This window comes from Streptomyces sp. RLA012 (genome assembly GCF_056270325.1).
Window position 1 is genome coordinate 9,360,648 of record NZ_JBWDPA010000002.1, and the last position, 16,597, is coordinate 9,377,244.

15 protein-coding genes are annotated in these 16,597 nt (G+C 72.4%); 9 read left to right on the forward strand and 6 right to left on the reverse strand.

What is annotated here, in order from left to right:
- The first annotated feature begins 4 nt into the window (after positions 1 to 4).
- From RV986_RS42630 to fxsA, 3 genes are all read left to right on the forward strand, one after another.
- On the forward strand, positions 5 to 1,618 hold the full coding sequence (locus tag RV986_RS42630) for an amidohydrolase (protein ID WP_475922510.1): 1,614 nt from the start codon (positions 5 to 7) through the stop codon (positions 1,616 to 1,618).
- 537 nt (positions 1,619 to 2,155) lie between these two features.
- Positions 2,156 to 2,950 (forward strand): polyprenol monophosphomannose synthase, encoded by a 795-nt coding sequence (locus RV986_RS42635; RefSeq protein WP_475922511.1) that lies wholly within the window; start codon positions 2,156 to 2,158, stop codon positions 2,948 to 2,950.
- Between the two features lie 170 nt (positions 2,951 to 3,120).
- A complete protein-coding gene (gene fxsA / locus RV986_RS42640; RefSeq protein ID WP_475922512.1) occupies positions 3,121 to 3,699 on the forward strand; it encodes an FxsA family membrane protein in 579 nt (192 codons plus the stop codon).
- Positions 3,700 to 3,835: 136 nt separating this feature from the next.
- Here fxsA and RV986_RS42645 read toward each other — a convergent pair whose 3' ends face one another.
- The 4 genes from RV986_RS42645 to yczE all read right to left on the reverse strand — a co-directional run bounded on the left by RV986_RS42645 (position 3,836) and on the right by yczE (position 7,311).
- The gene (locus RV986_RS42645) at positions 3,836 to 4,210 is read right to left on the reverse strand and encodes an RNA polymerase-binding protein RbpA (protein WP_003977404.1); all 375 of its coding nucleotides are present in this window, start codon (positions 4,208 to 4,210) and stop codon (positions 3,836 to 3,838) included.
- Positions 4,211 to 4,465: 255 nt separating this feature from the next.
- Entirely contained in the window at positions 4,466 to 5,815 is a 1,350-nt protein-coding gene (locus RV986_RS42650) for an MFS transporter (protein ID WP_475922513.1), read from the reverse strand.
- A 42-nt stretch (positions 5,816 to 5,857) separates the two neighbouring features.
- Positions 5,858 to 6,625 carry a glycerophosphodiester phosphodiesterase family protein gene (locus tag RV986_RS42655; protein WP_475922514.1) on the reverse strand — a complete coding sequence of 256 codons (768 nt, stop codon included), beginning with the start codon at positions 6,623 to 6,625 and terminating at the stop codon, positions 5,858 to 5,860.
- Positions 6,622 to 7,311: a membrane protein YczE gene (gene yczE / locus RV986_RS42660; RefSeq protein ID WP_475922515.1), complete on the reverse strand. Its 690-nt coding sequence runs from the start codon at positions 7,309 to 7,311 to the stop codon at positions 6,622 to 6,624. Before yczE ends, RV986_RS42655 begins: the two co-directional genes overlap by 4 nt.
- 115 nt (positions 7,312 to 7,426) lie before the next feature.
- Between yczE and RV986_RS42665 the strand changes: the two genes are divergently transcribed.
- The gene (locus RV986_RS42665) at positions 7,427 to 8,926 is read left to right on the forward strand and encodes an SCO1417 family PLP biosynthesis transcription factor (protein WP_475922516.1); all 1,500 of its coding nucleotides are present in this window, start codon (positions 7,427 to 7,429) and stop codon (positions 8,924 to 8,926) included.
- 58 nt (positions 8,927 to 8,984) lie between these two features.
- Here RV986_RS42665 and RV986_RS42670 read toward each other — a convergent pair whose 3' ends face one another.
- Together RV986_RS42670 and RV986_RS42675 are read right to left on the reverse strand one after the other, a co-directional pair.
- Positions 8,985 to 10,544 carry a P-loop NTPase family protein gene (locus RV986_RS42670; protein ID WP_475922517.1) on the reverse strand — a complete coding sequence of 520 codons (1,560 nt, stop codon included), beginning with the start codon at positions 10,542 to 10,544 and terminating at the stop codon, positions 8,985 to 8,987.
- Positions 10,545 to 10,584: 40 nt separating this feature from the next.
- Positions 10,585 to 10,779 (reverse strand): hypothetical protein, encoded by a 195-nt coding sequence (locus tag RV986_RS42675; RefSeq protein ID WP_189188106.1) that lies wholly within the window; start codon positions 10,777 to 10,779, stop codon positions 10,585 to 10,587.
- A 365-nt stretch (positions 10,780 to 11,144) separates the two neighbouring features.
- Between RV986_RS42675 and RV986_RS42680 the strand changes: the two genes are divergently transcribed.
- The 5 genes from RV986_RS42680 to RV986_RS42700 all read left to right on the forward strand — a co-directional run bounded on the left by RV986_RS42680 (position 11,145) and on the right by RV986_RS42700 (position 16,573).
- A complete protein-coding gene (locus tag RV986_RS42680) occupies positions 11,145 to 11,537 on the forward strand; it encodes an ankyrin repeat domain-containing protein (RefSeq protein ID WP_329370514.1) in 393 nt (130 codons plus the stop codon).
- Positions 11,538 to 11,837: 300 nt separating this feature from the next.
- On the forward strand, positions 11,838 to 13,256 hold the full coding sequence (locus tag RV986_RS42685) for a HEAT repeat domain-containing protein (RefSeq protein WP_475922518.1): 1,419 nt from the start codon (positions 11,838 to 11,840) through the stop codon (positions 13,254 to 13,256).
- Positions 13,257 to 13,395: 139 nt separating this feature from the next.
- Positions 13,396 to 14,520 carry a glycosyltransferase family 4 protein gene (locus tag RV986_RS42690; RefSeq protein ID WP_475922519.1) on the forward strand — a complete coding sequence of 375 codons (1,125 nt, stop codon included), beginning with the start codon at positions 13,396 to 13,398 and terminating at the stop codon, positions 14,518 to 14,520.
- Positions 14,517 to 15,671 (forward strand): glycosyltransferase, encoded by a 1,155-nt coding sequence (locus RV986_RS42695; protein ID WP_475922520.1) that lies wholly within the window; start codon positions 14,517 to 14,519, stop codon positions 15,669 to 15,671. Before RV986_RS42690 ends, RV986_RS42695 begins: the two co-directional genes overlap by 4 nt.
- Positions 15,668 to 16,573, forward strand: coding sequence for an SGNH/GDSL hydrolase family protein (locus RV986_RS42700; protein WP_475922521.1), 906 nt, complete (start codon positions 15,668 to 15,670; stop codon positions 16,571 to 16,573). Before RV986_RS42695 ends, RV986_RS42700 begins: the two co-directional genes overlap by 4 nt.
- The last annotated feature ends 24 nt before the right edge of the window (positions 16,574 to 16,597 follow it).

Consider the following 16,597-nt stretch of genomic DNA (forward strand, 5'->3'; position numbering starts at 1 on the left):
CCCCATGAGTGAGAGCACCGCCACGTCGGACACCGTGCTGCTGCGCGGTGGAGAAGTCCACAGCCCCGCCGATCCCTTCGCCACCGCGATGGTCGTCGAACGCGGACAGATCGCCTGGGTCGGCTCGGAGGGCGCCGCCGACGCCTTCGCCGACGGGGTCGCCGAGGTCGTGGACCTGGAAGGCGCGCTGGTCACCCCCGCCTTCACCGACGCCCATGTGCACACCACCGCCACCGGGCTTGCGCTCACCGGCCTCGACCTGTCCGACGCGCCCTCCCTGGACGCGGCCCTCGCCCTCGTACGCGACTTCGCCGCCGCCCGCCCCACCGACCGGGTACTGCTCGGCCACGGCTGGGACGCGGCCCGCTGGCCCGGCGGCCGACCCCCGACGCGCGCCGAACTCGACGAGGCGACCGGCCACCGCCCGCTCTACCTCTCCCGTATCGATGTGCACTCGGCCGTCGTCACCACGGCCCTGCTCGACCTGGTGCCGGGCATCACCGAGCGCGTCGGCCACCGGGACGGCCCACTCACCCGGGACGCCCACCACGCCGTACGCGCCGCCGCGCTCGGCGCCGTCACCCCGGCCCAGCGCACCGGGGCCCAGCGCGCCGCGCTCGCCCACGCCGCCTCGCTCGGCATCGGCTCCGTGCACGAGTGCGCGGGACCGGAGATCTCCTCCGAGGACGACCTCACCGGCCTGCTGCGGCTCGCCGCCGAGGAAGCGGGCCCCCGGGTCGTCGGCTACTGGGCCGAGCAGGATGTCCACAAGGCCCGTGAGCTGGGCGCGATCGGCGCCGCCGGCGACCTGTTCGTCGACGGCTCCCTCGGCTCGTACACCGCCTGCCTGCACCGGCCGTACACCGACGCCGACCACACCGGCACCGCCTACCTGGACGCCGCCGCGGTGGCCGACCATGTGGTGGCCTGTACCGAGGCGGGCCTCCAGGCGGGCTTCCACGCCATCGGGGACGCCGCCGTGGCCGCCGTGGTCGAAGGCGTGCGCGCCGCCGCCGAGAAGGTCGGCCTCGCCCGTGTGCGCGCCGCCCGGCACCGCGTCGAGCACGCCGAGATGCTCACCCCGGAGACCGTCGCCGGCTTCGCGGAACTGGGCCTCACCGCCTCCGTGCAGCCCGCCTTCGACGCGCTGTGGGGCGGCGAGGACGGCATGTACGCCCAGCGCCTGGGCGCCGAGCGGGCCCGTACCCTCAACCCCTTTGCGGCCCTGCTGCGCACCGGCGTCCCGCTCGCCTTCGGCTCCGACAGCCCCGTCACCCCCCTCGACCCGTGGGGCACCGTGCGCGCCGCCGCCTTCCACCGCACGCCGGAGCACCGGGTGTCCGTGCGCGCCGCGTTCACGGCGCATACGCGCGGCGGATGGCGGGCGGTCGGACGGGACGACGCGGGCGTCCTGGTGCCGGGAGCGCCCGCCGACTACGCCGTGTGGCGCACCGAGGAACTGGTCGTGCAGGCCCCCGACGACCGGGTCGCCCGCTGGTCCACCGACCCCCGTTCCGGCACCCCGGGACTGCCGGATCTGAGCCCCGGCGGTGACCTGCCGGTGTGCCTGCGCACCGTCGTCGGCGGGCGCACGGTCTTTGTACGGCCGGGCGAGTGATCTCCTGGGGCGACGGGGCGGCGGCCGTCCGCCGCCGCCCCGTCGCGCGACCTGCGCATCCTCCGCGCTGACCTGGTGAGGGAGGAAAAACGGGCAGCTCAGACGGGTGTTGACAGCTGGCCGCCGGGGGCCGATAGGTTCGGCCGGGTCCACCACCGGACGTCCGACCGGGGAACGTTCAGCAGTCGCCGGAGCGCCGCTGGGTCAGGGGTGGTGTGCCGCACCGGCGCACCACCGCTGGGAGCCAGGCTCAGCGCTCGTGCCGCGGCGAGGGAACGTTCATGCCTGTCGGAAGGGTGTGACCCGGGTGGGGCCCGGACGTCCAGTAGACAACGGCTTTCGGTCGACCCGCAGCCAGCGGGTCCCAGGTCGGCCCGAAGGGCGCCGGGCCCCGATCCGCAGCGCGGTGACCGGCACGGCGGGTCCCCTCTTACCCGGCTCTTGTCGAATAGACACCCCCGTACTGACGCGCTGACGCGTCGGTGCAGGCTGCGGCCACTATGGTGGACCTCTGCGTACGGACATGAAGGGGCAGTAGTGAACGACGGCGACGGGACCCTCGCGGCAGCAGCCCAGGGGAGGCGGTTCGGCCCGCTCGGCACGGCCTTGGTGATCATCCCGACCTACAACGAGGCGGAGAACATCAAGAGGATCGTCGGCCGGGTCCGAGCCTCGGTGCCTGATGCACACGTTCTCGTGGCGGACGACAACAGCCCCGACGGCACCGGCAAGCTCGCCGACGAGCTGGCGGCCGAGGACGAGCATGTGCAGGTGCTGCACCGCAAGGGCAAGGAGGGCCTGGGCGCCGCGTATCTGGCGGGCTTCCGCTGGGGCATGGAGCACGGCTACGGCGTCCTGGTCGAGATGGACGCCGACGGTTCGCACCAGCCGGAGGAACTGCCCCGGCTGCTGACCGCCCTCAAGGGCGCCGACCTCGTGCTGGGGTCGCGCTGGGTGCCGGGCGGGCGGGTCGTGAACTGGCCCAAGTCCCGCGAGTTCATCTCGCGCGGCGGCAGCATGTACTCCCGGCTGATGCTCGACGTACCGATCCGGGACGTCACCGGAGGCTTCCGCGCCTTCCGCCGCGAGACCCTCGAAGGCCTCGGACTCGGTGAAGTCGCCTCCCAGGGGTACTGCTTTCAGGTGGACCTGGCCCGACGTGCCGTCAAGGCGGGCTTCCATGTCGTCGAGGTGCCCATCACCTTCGTCGAGCGGGAACTCGGTGACTCCAAGATGAGCCGCGACATCCTGGTGGAGGCCCTGTGGCGGGTCACCACATGGGGCGTGGGGGAGCGGGTCGGACGGATCACCGGCCGTAGGCCCACTCCCTAGGGCCGGGACTCCTCTTCCTGGTGACCGGGATTCCTCTTCCCGGGGCCTTGTCGGGGTTTCTCGGGGTCTTCTTGGGGTCGTGAATCCTCAGGGTCTCGATCCACAGATCCACAGCTAGGGTTGATCATCCGCTTATCCCGTACTGAGCTGTGCCCAGGCACACTGGATGCATGACGACTGGCGCACCGACTCCCACATACCCCGCCCGGCCGCGGCGATCCCGGCTGCGCACCTTCCTGCCGCTCGGCATCGCCGCCTGGCTGGTGCTGGAGATCTGGCTGCTGACCATGGTCGCGAGTGCCGCGAGCGGCTTCACCGTCTTCCTGCTGCTGGTCGCCGGTTTCGTCCTCGGTTCCGTGGTCATCAAGCGGGCCGGCCGCCGTGCCTTCCGCAACCTCACCGAGACGCTGCAACAGCAGCAGAGCGGGGTGGCCCCCACCACCGGGGGCGGCAACGGCAACGGGCTGATGATGCTCGGCGGCCTCCTTCTGATGATCCCGGGCCTCATCTCCGACGTCGTGGGCCTGCTCCTGCTGATCCCGCCGGTCCAGAAGGCCCTGAGCCGGTACGCCGAGCGCACCATCGAACGCAAGATCCGCGAGGCCGCGCCGGGCTCCGTCGGAGACGCCTTCCAGCAGGCCCGCATCCACCGCCCCGACGGCAAGGTCGTCCCGGGCGAGGTCATCAGGGAAGAGGGCCCCCAGGGCCCGGCCACGGACCAGGGCCCGCGCCCCCCGCTGAATCGCTGACGCCGGCCTGTGGGCCCGCGCCCCTTCGTTGGGCGCGGGCGACGCCGCGCCCAATGCACAGAGCCGCGGACCCCGTACCCATCAGGTACGGCGTCCGCGGCTGCGTGCGTGGTATGCCACCCAACCCCCGGAGGGGTTACGCGGACTTGCGGCTGTCCCGCGGATGCACCGCGATGTTCATCGCGCCGGAGCGCAGAACGGCCAGGCGCTCCTCAAGGACCTCTTCGAGTTCCTCTCGGGTGCGCCGCTCCATCAGCATGTCCCAATGCGTACGCGCGGGCTTGGCCTTCTTTTCCTCAGGGCCGTCGCCGTCCACCAGGAGTGCCTGGGCCCCGCAGACCTTGCACTCCCACTCCGGCGGGATCTCCGCCTCGACCGAGAAGGGCATCTCAAACCGGTGCCCCTTCTCGCATGCGTACTCCACGGCCTGGCGCGGGGCCAGGTCGATGCCGCGGTCCGTCTCGTAGCTGGTCACCACGAGGCGCGTGCCGCGAAGAGCTCGCTCACTCATGAATCGTGCCTCCCGGGCTTGTCGCCCACAGGACAGGTGTCGCTGTCGTCGTCATCCGGTCAACGTCCGGTCGGCGGTGAAGATTCCCGTTCCGGGTCATGCGTCGCCGTCGTAGCCGCCCCTTGTTGTACCCACCGGCGCCCGGTTTGTCACATCTGGCAGCAGATGTCACCCAACGCTTCAGTATCTTTGACGCGCAGTAACGGTACGCCTGGCAGGCCAAACGCGTACACTACCGTCCTTTGGTCTCAGGTGCTAAATCCTGTCCGGTACTGGATTACCCGCGTCGTACACCGCCTGTCGCACCGGAACCCGCGCGAGCAGCGCGAATCCGATGACGAAGAAGGCGACGAGCGAGATGATCGCGTCCCGATAACTTCCCGTCAGCTGATAGGTCAAACCGAACAGAAGGGGGCCGAGCCAGCTCATCCCCCGATCGCTCATCTCGTACGCGGAGAAGTACTCGGCCTCCTTCCCGCTCGGTACGAGATGGGAGAACAGGGAGCGCGAGAGTGCCTGGCTGCCGCCCAGGACGAGGCCGATCCCCGCGGCCAGCGCGAAGAACCAGAAGGGCGCGCCCGCGGGCAGGAAGTATCCGGCGCCGAGTGTCAGGGTCCAGGCGACGAGCGAGCCGAGGATCGTGCGCTTCGCGCCGTACGTCCGCGCCAGCCGTCCCATGCCCAGGGCGCCCCCGACCGCGAGCACCTGGACGAGCAGCACGGCGACGATCAGGGTCGACTGGCTGAGGCCGAGTTCCTCCGACCCGTACACGGACGCCTGCGAGATGACCGTCTGGATGCCGTCGTTGTAGACGAGATAGGCGAACAGGAAGGCCAGCGTGAGTGGTGTGCCCCGCATGTCTCGAACGGTGGCCGCCAGCTGCCGCCATCCGTGCCCGGACGCCCGGCCCGCGGACGCCGTGGGGCGGTCCCGCAGCCGCTTGAGCGGTACGAGGGTGAAAGCGCCCCACCAGATGCCCGCTGAGGCGAGACAGATGCGGACGGCCGTCGACTCGGAGACTCCGAAGGTGTCGTGGGCCGTGTACAGGATCAGGTTCACGACCAGCATCAGTGAGCCCGCCGCGTAGCCGAAGGCCCAGCCGCGGGAGGAGACCGCGTCGCGTTCCTCGGGCGGGGCGATCTGCGGCAGGTAGGAGTTGTAGAGGACCATCGACACGGCCACCGAGGCGTTGGCGACGATCAGCAGCAGACCGCCGAGCAGATAGCGGTCGCCGTCCAGGAAGAACATGCCCGTGGTGGCCGCGGCGCCCAGATAGGCGCAGAGCGCGAGCAGTGGCTTCTTGCGGCCGGTGCGGTCGGCGGCCGCGCCCGCCATCGGCATCACGAAGATCGACAGGATGACCGAGGCCGAGACCGCGTACGCGAAGAAGGAGCCGGCACGGACCGGGATCCCCAGCGGGTGCACGAAACCGTCCGCGTCCGCCGCGTGCTTGGCGACGGACGTCAGATAGGGGCCCAGGAACACGGTCAGCACGCTCGTCGAGTAGACCGAGCAGGCCCAGTCGTAGAAGTACCAGCCGCGCTGCTCGCGCCGCCGCTCGGCGGCCCCGTCGACTGTCTGTGCCCGCACGGTCTCGGTGCCCACCCGTGCCCCTCGCTTTCCGCTGAACGGACCGCGCGAGAGGGCTCAGACCCAGGTGCCCCGGTCCTCCAGGACCCTGCGCAGCGTGTCGATGTGATCGGTCATGATGCCATCGACTCCCAGGTCCAGGAGCCGGTGCATCCGATCGGGTTCGTTGACCGTCCAGACGTGGACCTGCAGGCCGCGCGCGTGGGCGGCGCGGACGAAGCGCCGGTCGACCACCGGAACCCCCGACTGGGACTCGGGCACCTGGGCGGCGACCGCCGAGTCGCGCAGCGCGGCCGGGATGCCGTACGAGCGCAGCCGCAGCCCCACGACACCCTTGGTGCCGTACGAGGTGGCCAGGCGAGGTCCGGCCAGGCGCTGGGCGCGGAAGACCCGCGCTTCGGAGAACGAGCCGACGCAGACACGGTCCCAGGCGTCGGTGCGGCCGATGAGGTTCAGCAGCGGGTGCAGTGCGGGTTCGGCCTTGACGTCGACGTTCCAGCGCACGTCGGGGAAGGTTTCGAGAAGCTCCTCGAAGAGGGGGACGGGTTCCTTGCCCGCCACGCGCGCGTGGCGCACGTCGTTCCAGGGGAGGTCCGCGATCCGGCCCGCGCCGTCCGTCACCCGGTCCAGGGTCGCGTCGTGGAAGGCGACGAGCCTGCCGTCCGACGTCGCGTGCACATCCGTCTCGATGTAGCGGTAACCCGCCTCCACCGCGCGTCGGAACTGGGCGACGGTGTTCTCCAGACCGTCCGCCGCACCGCCCCGGTGGGCGAAGGCGATCGGGCCGGGGTGGTCGAGGTACGGGTGACGTATGCGCGGGCTCACCCTGGAAGTATCGCGCGCTCCGGTTGACCGACGGCAACGACGGTGCTGCCGCCCGGTGCCGGGCGGACGGCGAACATGCGCAGGAAGAGCTGGGCGAGCGGTCCGATCGCGACGGCGTACAGCACCGTGCCGATGCCGACCGTGCCGCCGAGCGCGAACCCGGTCGCGACGACCGCCACCTCCAGGACCGTGCGCACCAGCCGGATCGAGCGTCCCGTGCGCCGGTGCAGCCCCGTCATCAGACCGTCGCGGGGACCCGGGCCGAAGGCGGCCGAGATGTACAGGCCCGTCGCCACGCCGTTCAGCACGATGCCCGCGAGCAGCAGCGGAATCCGTACCGCCAGGGTGTGTGCGTCCGGTGCCAGGGCGAGGGTGCCGTCCATCGCGATGCCGACCACGAACACGTTCGAGACCGTGCCCAGGCCCGGGCGCTGGCGCAGCGGGATCCACAGGAGCAGCACCGCCGCGCCCACGACGATCGAGACCTCGCCGATCGTCAGGCCGGTCAGCTCGGCGAGCCCCTGGTGCAGCACGTTCCAGGGCTCCAGACCGAGGCCCGACTCCACCAGCAGGGCCGAACTCGCGCCGTACAGGGCGAGGCCGACGTACAGCTGGACGAGGCGACGCGGGAGCCGCCGCGCGGCCTCCGTACCCGTGGAGGCCGTGGAGTCTGCGCGCGTGGACAAGAGGTTCCCCCTGTGATGGTGATCCGTGGTGGTGCCAGTGGACTGTCTCGTGTCATTCTGTGGCTTGGTAGGAGGCGCCATCCAAGGCCAATCCGAGGAAGGTGGACTGGGAATCATGACGCAGTGGACTTCGGCGGTAGGTGCCGCGCAGCTCGCCCGGCTGCTCAACTCCCAGCAGGAGCGCCCCGCGGGGCCCGGCACCCGCCGCCCGCCCGCCTATCGCGCGCTCGCCGACGGCATCCGGCTGCTCGTGCTCGAAGGCCGGGTTCCGGTCGCCGCGCGGCTGCCCGCCGAGCGGGAGCTCGCACTGTCCCTGTCCGTCAGCCGTACGACGGTCGCCGCGGCCTACGAGGCGCTGCGCGGCGAAGGGTTCCTGGAGTCCCGCAGGGGAGCGGGCAGCTGGACCGCCGTCCCCGCCGGGAACCCGCTGCCCGCGCGCGGTCTGGAACCGCTGCCGCCGGAGGCCCTCGGCTCCGTGATCGACCTGGGCTGTGCGTCGCTCCCCGCGCCGGAGCCCTGGCTCACCCGGGCCGTGCAGGGCGCCCTGGAGGAACTGCCGCCGTACGCGCACACGCACGGGGACTATCCGGCGGGGCTGCCCGCGCTGCGCGCGATGATCGCCGAGGGGTACACCGCACGCGGCATCCCGACCATGCCCGAGCAGATCATGGTGACGACGGGCGCGATGGGCGCGATCGACGCGATCTGTCATCTCTTCGCCGGGCGCGGCGAACGCATCGCCGTCGAGTCGCCCTCCTACGCCAACATCCTCCAGCTGATGCGCGAGGCCGGCGCCCGGCTCGTCCCCGTCGCCATGGCCGAAGGGCTCGCCGGGTGGGACATGGACCGCTGGCGCCAGGTGCTGCGGGACGCCGCGCCCCGGCTCGCCTATGTCGTCGCCGACTTCCACAACCCGACGGGGGCCCTCGCGGACGAGGACCAGCGGCGTCGCCTGGTGGACGCGGCGCGGTCGGCGGGGACCGTCCTGGTGGTCGACGAGACGATGATCCAGCTGTATCTGGAGGAGGGGCTGGAGATGCCGCGTCCCATGTGCGGCTTCGACCCCGCGGGCTCCACGGTCATCACCGTCGGCTCGGCCAGCAAGGCGTTCTGGGCGGGGATGCGGATCGGGTGGGTGCGTGCGGCCCCCGAGGTGATCCGCAGCCTTGTCGCCGCGCGCGCGTACGCCGACCTCGGTACCCCCGTGCTGGAGCAGCTGGCCGTGAACTGGCTGTTCAGCACCGGGGGTTGGGAGCAGGCCGTGGAGATCCGGCGCGAGCAGGCCCGGGAGAACAGGGAGGCACTCGTCGCCGCCCTCCGCCGTGAGCTGCCCGACTGGGAGTTCTCCGTTCCGCGGGGCGGGCTGACGCTGTGGGTGCGGACCGGTGGGCTGTCCGGGTCGCGGCTCGCGGAGGCGGGGGAGCGGGTGGGGGTGCGGGTGCCGTCCGGGCCGCGGTTCGGGGTGGACGGGGCCTTCGAGGGGTATGTGCGGTTGCCGTTCACGGTGGGGGGTGCGGTGGCTGACGAGGCGGTGGCGCGGTTGGCCGCGGCGGCGCGGCTGGTGGAAACGGGGGCGAGTACGGGAAGCGAGGCTCCCCGTACGTTCGTGGCTTAGCCTCAGCCTCCCGGGGGCCGCGCCCCTGAAAGCCGTGCCCCGGCCCGCGATTCCGGGCTCAGCCCTCTGCCACGGCTGCCTCCGCCGGCAGTGGTGCCGCGTCGGCCGGAGTGGTCCGCTCCGGCAGCAGGGCGAGCACCGCCCGCCGATGGGCCTCGCTCGTCGCGTCGTCGTAGGGATCCGGCGTGGCCGGAACCTGAAGCCGCAGCACGGGACCGGCGCCCAGCCGGGCGTACCCGCGGCCCGGCGGCACATCCCGGGTCGGAGTGGTGTGCGGCGGCGCCCCCAGCACGGCTTCGAGCTGGGCGGAGGACGCGGGCCCCAGGACCACGCGCGCGCGGGTGTGCTGGCGTACGGCATCGCTCAGCGCGTCCAGGTCGTCGAACTGCTCGGCGATGACGACCGTGACGCCCGCCGCGCGCCCGTGGCGGAGCGGGACCTGAAGGAGGGACTGGGGATCGTTGCGGCCGTCGGCGGCGGCGAAGTGGCCGAGCGCGCTGGGCCGGTCGAGCAGGATCCACAGCGGGTTCTTGGTGTCGTCGGGGGCGGGATGCCCCGCCTGCCGCGCACGGTTCGCCGCGATCAGCCGCCGCTCCGTCTCGTGCGTGGCCCACTCCAGACTCGCGAGCGCCCCGCCCAGGCCGGATTCGACGGCGAGGACACCCTCCCGGCCGGTCAGACACGCGTACTCGCCGGTGCCGCCGCCCTCGACGATGACGACATCGCCGTACTGAAGGGCCTGGAGGGCGATGGAGCGCAGCAGGGTGGTGGTACCGCTGCCCGGCCCGCCCGCGACCAGCAGATGCGGTTCCGTCGAGCGGATGCCGGTGCGCCAGACGACCGGGGGAACGTCACGCTGCTCCTCACCGTGGGTGAGGGGGAGGGTGCGCTGGACGTCGGCGGGGTCGGTGAAGCCGAGGACCGTCTCGCCGGGGGCGGTGACGAAGCGCTGGGCGGCGATGTCGGTGGGCAGCGGCGGGAGGACGGTGACGGTGAGTTCGTTGGCCTCCTCGTGCCAGTCGAAGTGGTACTCGCGGCCGCGGCCCGACTTGGCGTGCAGAAGCTGTTCGATCCGGGCGCGGGACTCCGCCTCACCGTCCTTGAAGTACGCCGGGTAGCGGACGAGGAGCCGGGACACGCGTCCGTCGCCGTCGAAGTCATGGGTGGGGAAGGCCTTCGCCCAGTCGCCCCCGTGGGCGTAGAGGGGTTCCGGGTCCTCGGCCGCCGAGAAGTAGGGGACGAGGGCCTCGTAGAGCGACTGGAGGCGCTGGATCTGCGCCTCGTCGGGGCCGGCGGGCTCCGACGAGGCGTGGCCACGGCCCGTCCACCCTGCCGCCGCCATCAGGGTGATGGCGGCGAGCAGCGGTCCGTACGGCACCAGTGCCACGACCAGGATCACCGAGGCCACAAGGAACAGCAGCGGCCCGCGCCCGTCCTTGGGGGTGTCGGCCCACTTGCGCCATCCGGCACCTGCCAGCCGACGCAGTCCACGGGTGACCGTGATCAGTGGGTGGAGAACGTCGGTGGCGCTGTCGGCCGCCGTCCGGGCCAGCTCCCGGCCTCGGGCGATCTGCGCGGTGCCGGTGCTGAGGATGCGGGGGAGAGGGCGCCGGGCCACTGCTGTCTCCTGAAGGTGCGTACGGACGGGAGGGGCGGGGTCAGAACTTGATGCCGCCGAGGAGGCTCGCCAGGCTCTCGCCGCCTGCCTTGATGCTCGGGGCGATGGCCGTGCTGGCCAGGTAGAAGCCGAACAAGGTCGACACCAGGCAGTGCGACGCCTTGAGGCCGTCCTTGCGGAAGAAGAGAAAGACGACGACGCCGAGCAGGACCACACCTGACATGGACAGAATCATTTGAGTTCTCCTGGTTCGTGGGGACGGTCACCATGAGTTGTTCCAGGATCACAGGATGTATCCATACGATAAAAGGTGCAAGTGGGTGAAATTTGGTGGATTTCACTCGATCGGTGGAGCCGGCCGGGCCGCCTGAGCAGGTCTGTCGCCTCCTGTTGCCTCTTGTGCGGCCCGGGGTGATCTTTGCCTCGGCGGGCGCCGGTCATGTGCCGCCGGAGCCAGTACGCTGACGATTCACCCGTACGGCCGCGCATCCAGCCGTCGTTCGGGCCTGCGCATGACGGCCCACCGGCTGTCGTACGCTCCCGCAGTCCCCCGTGACGTCGTTGTCGTCGTCCTTGTTCTTGTGAGAGGTGGTCCGGCCGATGAGTGAAGCCCCCGACCCCGAAGTCGTGGAGCTGGCGACCAAGATCTTCGATCTGGCGCGCCGAGGCGAGACCGAGGCGCTCGTGGCATACGTCGACGCGGGCGTTCCGGCCAACCTCACCAACGACCGCGGCGACTCGCTCGTGATGCTCGCCGCGTACCACGGTCACGCCGAGGCGGTACGCGCCCTGCTGGAGCGCGGCGCCGAGGCCGACCGCATCAACGACCGAGGCCAGACCCCGCTCGCCGGGGCCGTCTTCAAGGGCGAGGAGGCGGTCATCCGAGCGCTCCTGGACGGCGGCGCCGACCCGGCCGCGGGCACTCCCTCGGCCGTGGACACCGCGCGTATGTTCGGCAAGACGGAACTGCTCGAATTGTTTGGCGCACACTGATCCGAACACGCTGACCAGCCAGAACACGAAAAACGGGGGAGGCGGTACGGGGCCGCCGGAAATACGGTCGCGGCAAGAAGAACTGCCGAGTCATCATGACGTCGTGATTCACGGACGCGATGGCTGGGCAGGTGTTGCCGCACCGCGCGGGCCGTGATGCGGCCCGCATGGGCCACCGACGAGAGGCAGAGGAAGATGGTCTACAGCAAGCAAGAAACGGCGGGCGCTCCGACGTGTTGTCACGCGGCCAGGTAATGCAGGATCCCGGTTGCGTCGACGCTTGATGTGAGGCTGTTTCCCATGTTCGATCCGGTCATAGCGCCCAGCGGTACGCTGCTCGGCCTGCTCCAGAGGGGCCGCGGCGACGGCACGCTGCACGCGCTCACCGCACCGCGCGCCGAAGCGCTCGCGGCACTGAACCACTGTGTGCTGAGGGACCCCCGCCACGACTGGCAGGTGGAGAACCGCTCTCTGTACTACGCCCGTCTCTACCTCGATCTGAGCGGCGAGCTCGACGAGATCGAGCGGCACCTCTTCGACGCCGAGGACGTCCTCGACGACTGCGAGTCACGCACGGGGCTCGCCCTCGCGGTCCTCGGCCACCTCGCCTCGTACGGCCGGCGGGACGCCCTGGAACTGCTGCGCGGCTATGCCGCCTCGGGCACCAACTGGGCCTGGGCGCTGGACGAGCTGGCCCTGCGCGACGACGACGCGGGCCTGCGCGCCCTCGCCGCACCCGTGCTCGCCCGTTTCCCGGCAGACCCGGAGGGCGAGGCCGCCCTCGCCGCCCACGTACGGGACGCCTTCGAACCCCGGCCCTGGCGGCTGTGGGCCGACGATCCCCGCCCGTCCATCGGCACGCGCGTGCGTGCCGCCCAGGAACAGGGCTCCTTCGACCGATGGCAGCGGCAACTGCGCCCCACCGGACCCCGTCCGGGATGGAGCGTGCGGGCCGTGTTCGAGTGGGCCCAGCAGGGCCTCGACCGGGGAGCCGCACTCCATGTGCCGGCCGCGCGCTGTCTCACGGCCGTCGCGGGCCCCGAGGACCGGCCGGAGATCGTCGAGGCGGCCCGGGGCGGCGGTGACGGAGCCCGCTGTACCGCCTTGCGCTATCTCGCCGACAGCAATGATCCCGACGCCCTCGGCCTGATCGAGGCGGCGGTGACCGACGGCACCACGGCGGTCATGGACGCCGCCGTCGACGCCTTCGAACGGATGCGCAGTGTCGCCGCCGTCGACCGGGCGCGTGGCTGGGCGCACCGGCCCGACGCCCTCGGCGCCGCCGCGGGACGGATGCTCGCCTGCCGGGGCGGCACCAAGGACAGCGAACTGGTCCTGGGCGCGCTGCGCGAAGCCGTACGCGGCGAGGGCCCCGACGCGCCCACGCTGTGGACCCTCGTCGACGGAGCCGGGCGGCTCGGCATCGTCTGCGCCGCCCCCGTGCTGCGTCATGTCTACCGCGAAACCGCCTCGTCCCATTTGCGCGGTCGAGCCGCCCGGGCCCTCGCCGCCACCGACCCCTCCTTCCCCGCCGGCTTCGCCGTCGAGTGCCTGTGGGACTGCGAGGAGTCGACCCGTGAGGTGGCCGCACGGCACGCCGAAACCGGTGACGCGCGGGTCGTCGATCAGCTGCGCCGGCTGGCGGCGGATCCGGCCGAGGAGGCGGAGGTCCAGACAGCCGTACGCAGCCGCATAGGGCCCGACGCACCCGCTGTATGAACATGAAGTGACTCGGGGGTCAGTAAGGCATGGCCGCGGGCTGACCTGGAAAAGCGTGCAGTACAACGCTCATGGGGCGTTTCCCGGCAGGAAAGATCCACGTTGACGCGGCCACGTCCAGCGCGGCGACAACACGGGTATGCGTGTCGTCATCGTGACCGAATCCTTTCCCCCCGATGTGAACGGCGTGGCCCACTGCGCGCTCCAGACCGCCCGGCACCTCGTCGATCGCGGTCACGCTCCCCTCGTCGTCGCCCCGGCAACCGCCGCCGGGCACGGGCCCGACGCCCTCGCGCCGTGCCCTGTCGTCCGTGTCCCCTCCCTACCGCTCCCCGGCTACCCCCAGGTCCGCGTCGCCCTCCCCAGCCGACGTGTCGCCGCGGCGATCACCGAACACCGCGCCGACATCGTCCACCTGGCCAGTCCCTTCATCCTCGGCGTCCGCGGCATGGCGGCCGCCGCCCGGCTCGGCGTCCCCGCCGTCGCCGTCTACCAGACCGACCTCGCCGGATATGCCCGTACGTACGTGGGTGCCGGCGAAGGCACGGCCTGGCGGCGCATACGTTCCGTCCACGCCGCCGCAGACCGGACGCTGGCCCCGTCCAGTGCGGCCCTGCAGGACCTGGAGGCACACGGTGTGCCCCGGGTGCGGCTGTGGCCGCGTGGCGTGGACACCGTCCGTTTCCGCCCCGAACACCGGGACGAGGCCCTCCGGCGCGAACTGGCGCCGAACGGCGAGCTGATCGTCGGCTACGTCGGCCGGCTCGCCCCCGAGAAGCAGGTCGAACTGCTCGCCGGAGCCTGCGGCCTGGACGGCGTACGGGTCGTGATCGTGGGCGACGGGCCCAGCGAGACGACCCTGCGCGAGGCGCTTCCCGGCGCCGTCTTCCTCGGCCGTCGCACCGGCGACGAACTCGCCCGGATCTTCGCTTCCTTGGACATCTTCGCGCACACCGGCCCCTTCGAGACCTTCTGTCAGACCGTGCAGGAGGCCATGGCCAGCGGTGTGCCGGTCGTGGCGCCCGCCGCGGGCGGACCGCTGGACCTGGTGGCACACGGCCGTACGGGGCTGCTGGTGCCGCCGCGCGACGGAGCCGCCGTACGCGACGCGGTGTGGACGCTGGCGGCCGATCCGGCGCTGCGGGCCTCCTACGGGGCCGCCGCGCGGGCCACCGTCGAGGGCCGCACCTGGGCGGCCGTCGGCGACCAGCTCATCGACCACTACGCCGACGTGCTCTCCGCGCGGACGGTGGTGGCGGCATGAGCCTGCGCATCGTACGGCTTGCCAACTTCGTGGCCCCCGCCTCCGGTGGCCTGCGCACCGCGCTGCGGGAGCTCGGCGCCGGCTACCGGAGCGCCGGGCACGAGCCGGTGCTCATCGTCCCCGGCGAGCGCGCGAGCGACCGCGAGACCGAGCAGGGCCGGGTGATCACGCTGCCCGGGCCGCTGCTGCCCGGGACCGGCGGCTACCGGGTCCTGACGGACAAGCGGCGCGTGGCCCGCGTCCTGGAGTCCCTCGCGCCCGACCGGCTGGAGGTCTCCGACCGGACCACCCTGCGCTGGACCGGGGTGTGGGCACGGCGGGCCCGGGTGCCCGCGGTCATGGTCTCCCACGAGACCGCCGACGGTGTGCTGCGGACCTGGGGGCTGCCCGAGGGAATGGCCCGCAGGGCCTCCGACGCCCTCAACATCCGCACGGCACACACCTACGCACGGGTCGTGTGCACCACGGAGTTCGCGGAGCGGGAGTTCGTGCGCATCGGGGCCCGCAATGTCGTACGGGCACCGCTGGGCGTCGATCTGGTCGGCCGGCACCCCGGGCTGCGCGATTCCGGGGTACGCGACCGGTACGCGCGCGGGGACCAGGTGCTGCTCGTGATGTGCTCCCGGCTGTCCGTCGAGAAGCGGCCCGGTACGGCGCTGGACGCCCTGGAGGCGCTCCTGCGGCGTGGCGTGCGGGCCGTGCTCGTCGTCGCCGGGGACGGGCCGCTGCGGGCCCGCCTCGAACAGCGGGCCCGGGAACGGAGGCTGCCGGTGACCTTCCTCGGGCATGTCGCCGACCGCGGCCTGCTCGGCGCGCTGCAGGCCTCCGCCGACGTGTGCCTGGCACCGGGGCCCGCGGAGACGTTCGGGCTGGCCGCCCTGGAGGCGATGGCCTGCGGCACGCCCGTGGTGGCCAGCGCGATTTCGGCCCTTCCGGAAGTGGTCGGGGCCGCCGGGGCCACGGCCGCGGACAGCGGGGACTCCTTCGCGGACGCGGTGCGGCTGCTCCTGGGGCGCCCCGAGACCGCACGCAGGGAAGCGGCACGCGCGCGTGCGGAGTGTTTCGGCTGGGACACCGCCGTGGAGGCCTTCCTCGCCGCGCACGACGCGGTGGTCGAGACCCGGCCCCGCCTCCAGGAGGGCGTCGGATGAGACCCCTCCGGTTCGTGGCCCTCGGGGACTCGCTCACCGAGGGCGTGGGCGACCCGGTCGGCGAGGCCTGGCGGGGCTGGGCCGCGCTGCTCGCGGACGGGCTGTCCGACGGGGTGTTCAGGGGGCTGTCCAAGGGGCTGTCCGACGGTCCCTCCGACGGCCTCGACGGGTTCGTGGAGTTCACCAACCTGGCGGTGAGCGGCGCCCAGACCCGCGATGTCCTGGAACGGCAGACACCGGAGGCCCTGGCCCTGCGCCCGGACGTGGTGTCCGTGGTGATCGGGGTGAACGACACCCTGCGGTGCACCTTCGACATCCATGCCGTGGCCGCTCGGCTCGACCAGGTGTACGCGGCGTTCCGCGGCCAGGACGCCGTCCTGCTGACCGCCTGTCTGCCGGACCCCGGCGCGATGCTCGGGCTGCCGGGCGCGCTGGCCCGGCCGCTGGCCCGGCGGCAACGGGCCGTCAACACGGTCGTGCACGCCCTGTCCGAGCGCTACGAAGCCGTGCATCTGCACGCGGCGGAGGGCGCCTGGCTGACGGACCGGGCGATGTGGAGCGCGGACCGTCTGCACCCGGGGGAGCGGGGGCACCGGCAACTCGCCCTGCGCTTCCACGCGCTGCTCGCCCAGGAGGGCATCGCCACCGGGGCGGCGCCCTCGGCCGAGCCCGAGTTCCCCGCGCCCACGCGGTCGGCCGGCCTGTGGTGGCTGGCCACCGCGGGCACGGGGTGGGTGGCCCGGCGGTGCACCGACCTGCTGCCGCAGCTGCTCACCCTGGCCGCGGCCGAGGTACGCCACCGGGCACGCGGCACCAGCGCCCGGCTCGACCTCAGTGCCTCGCACGCCGTGGCGTCCGCGCTGGCCGCGCTCTCGGCGGTGGAACAGCCGGACGCGGCATGACGGCGCCCGGGGGAGTGGGCTCGT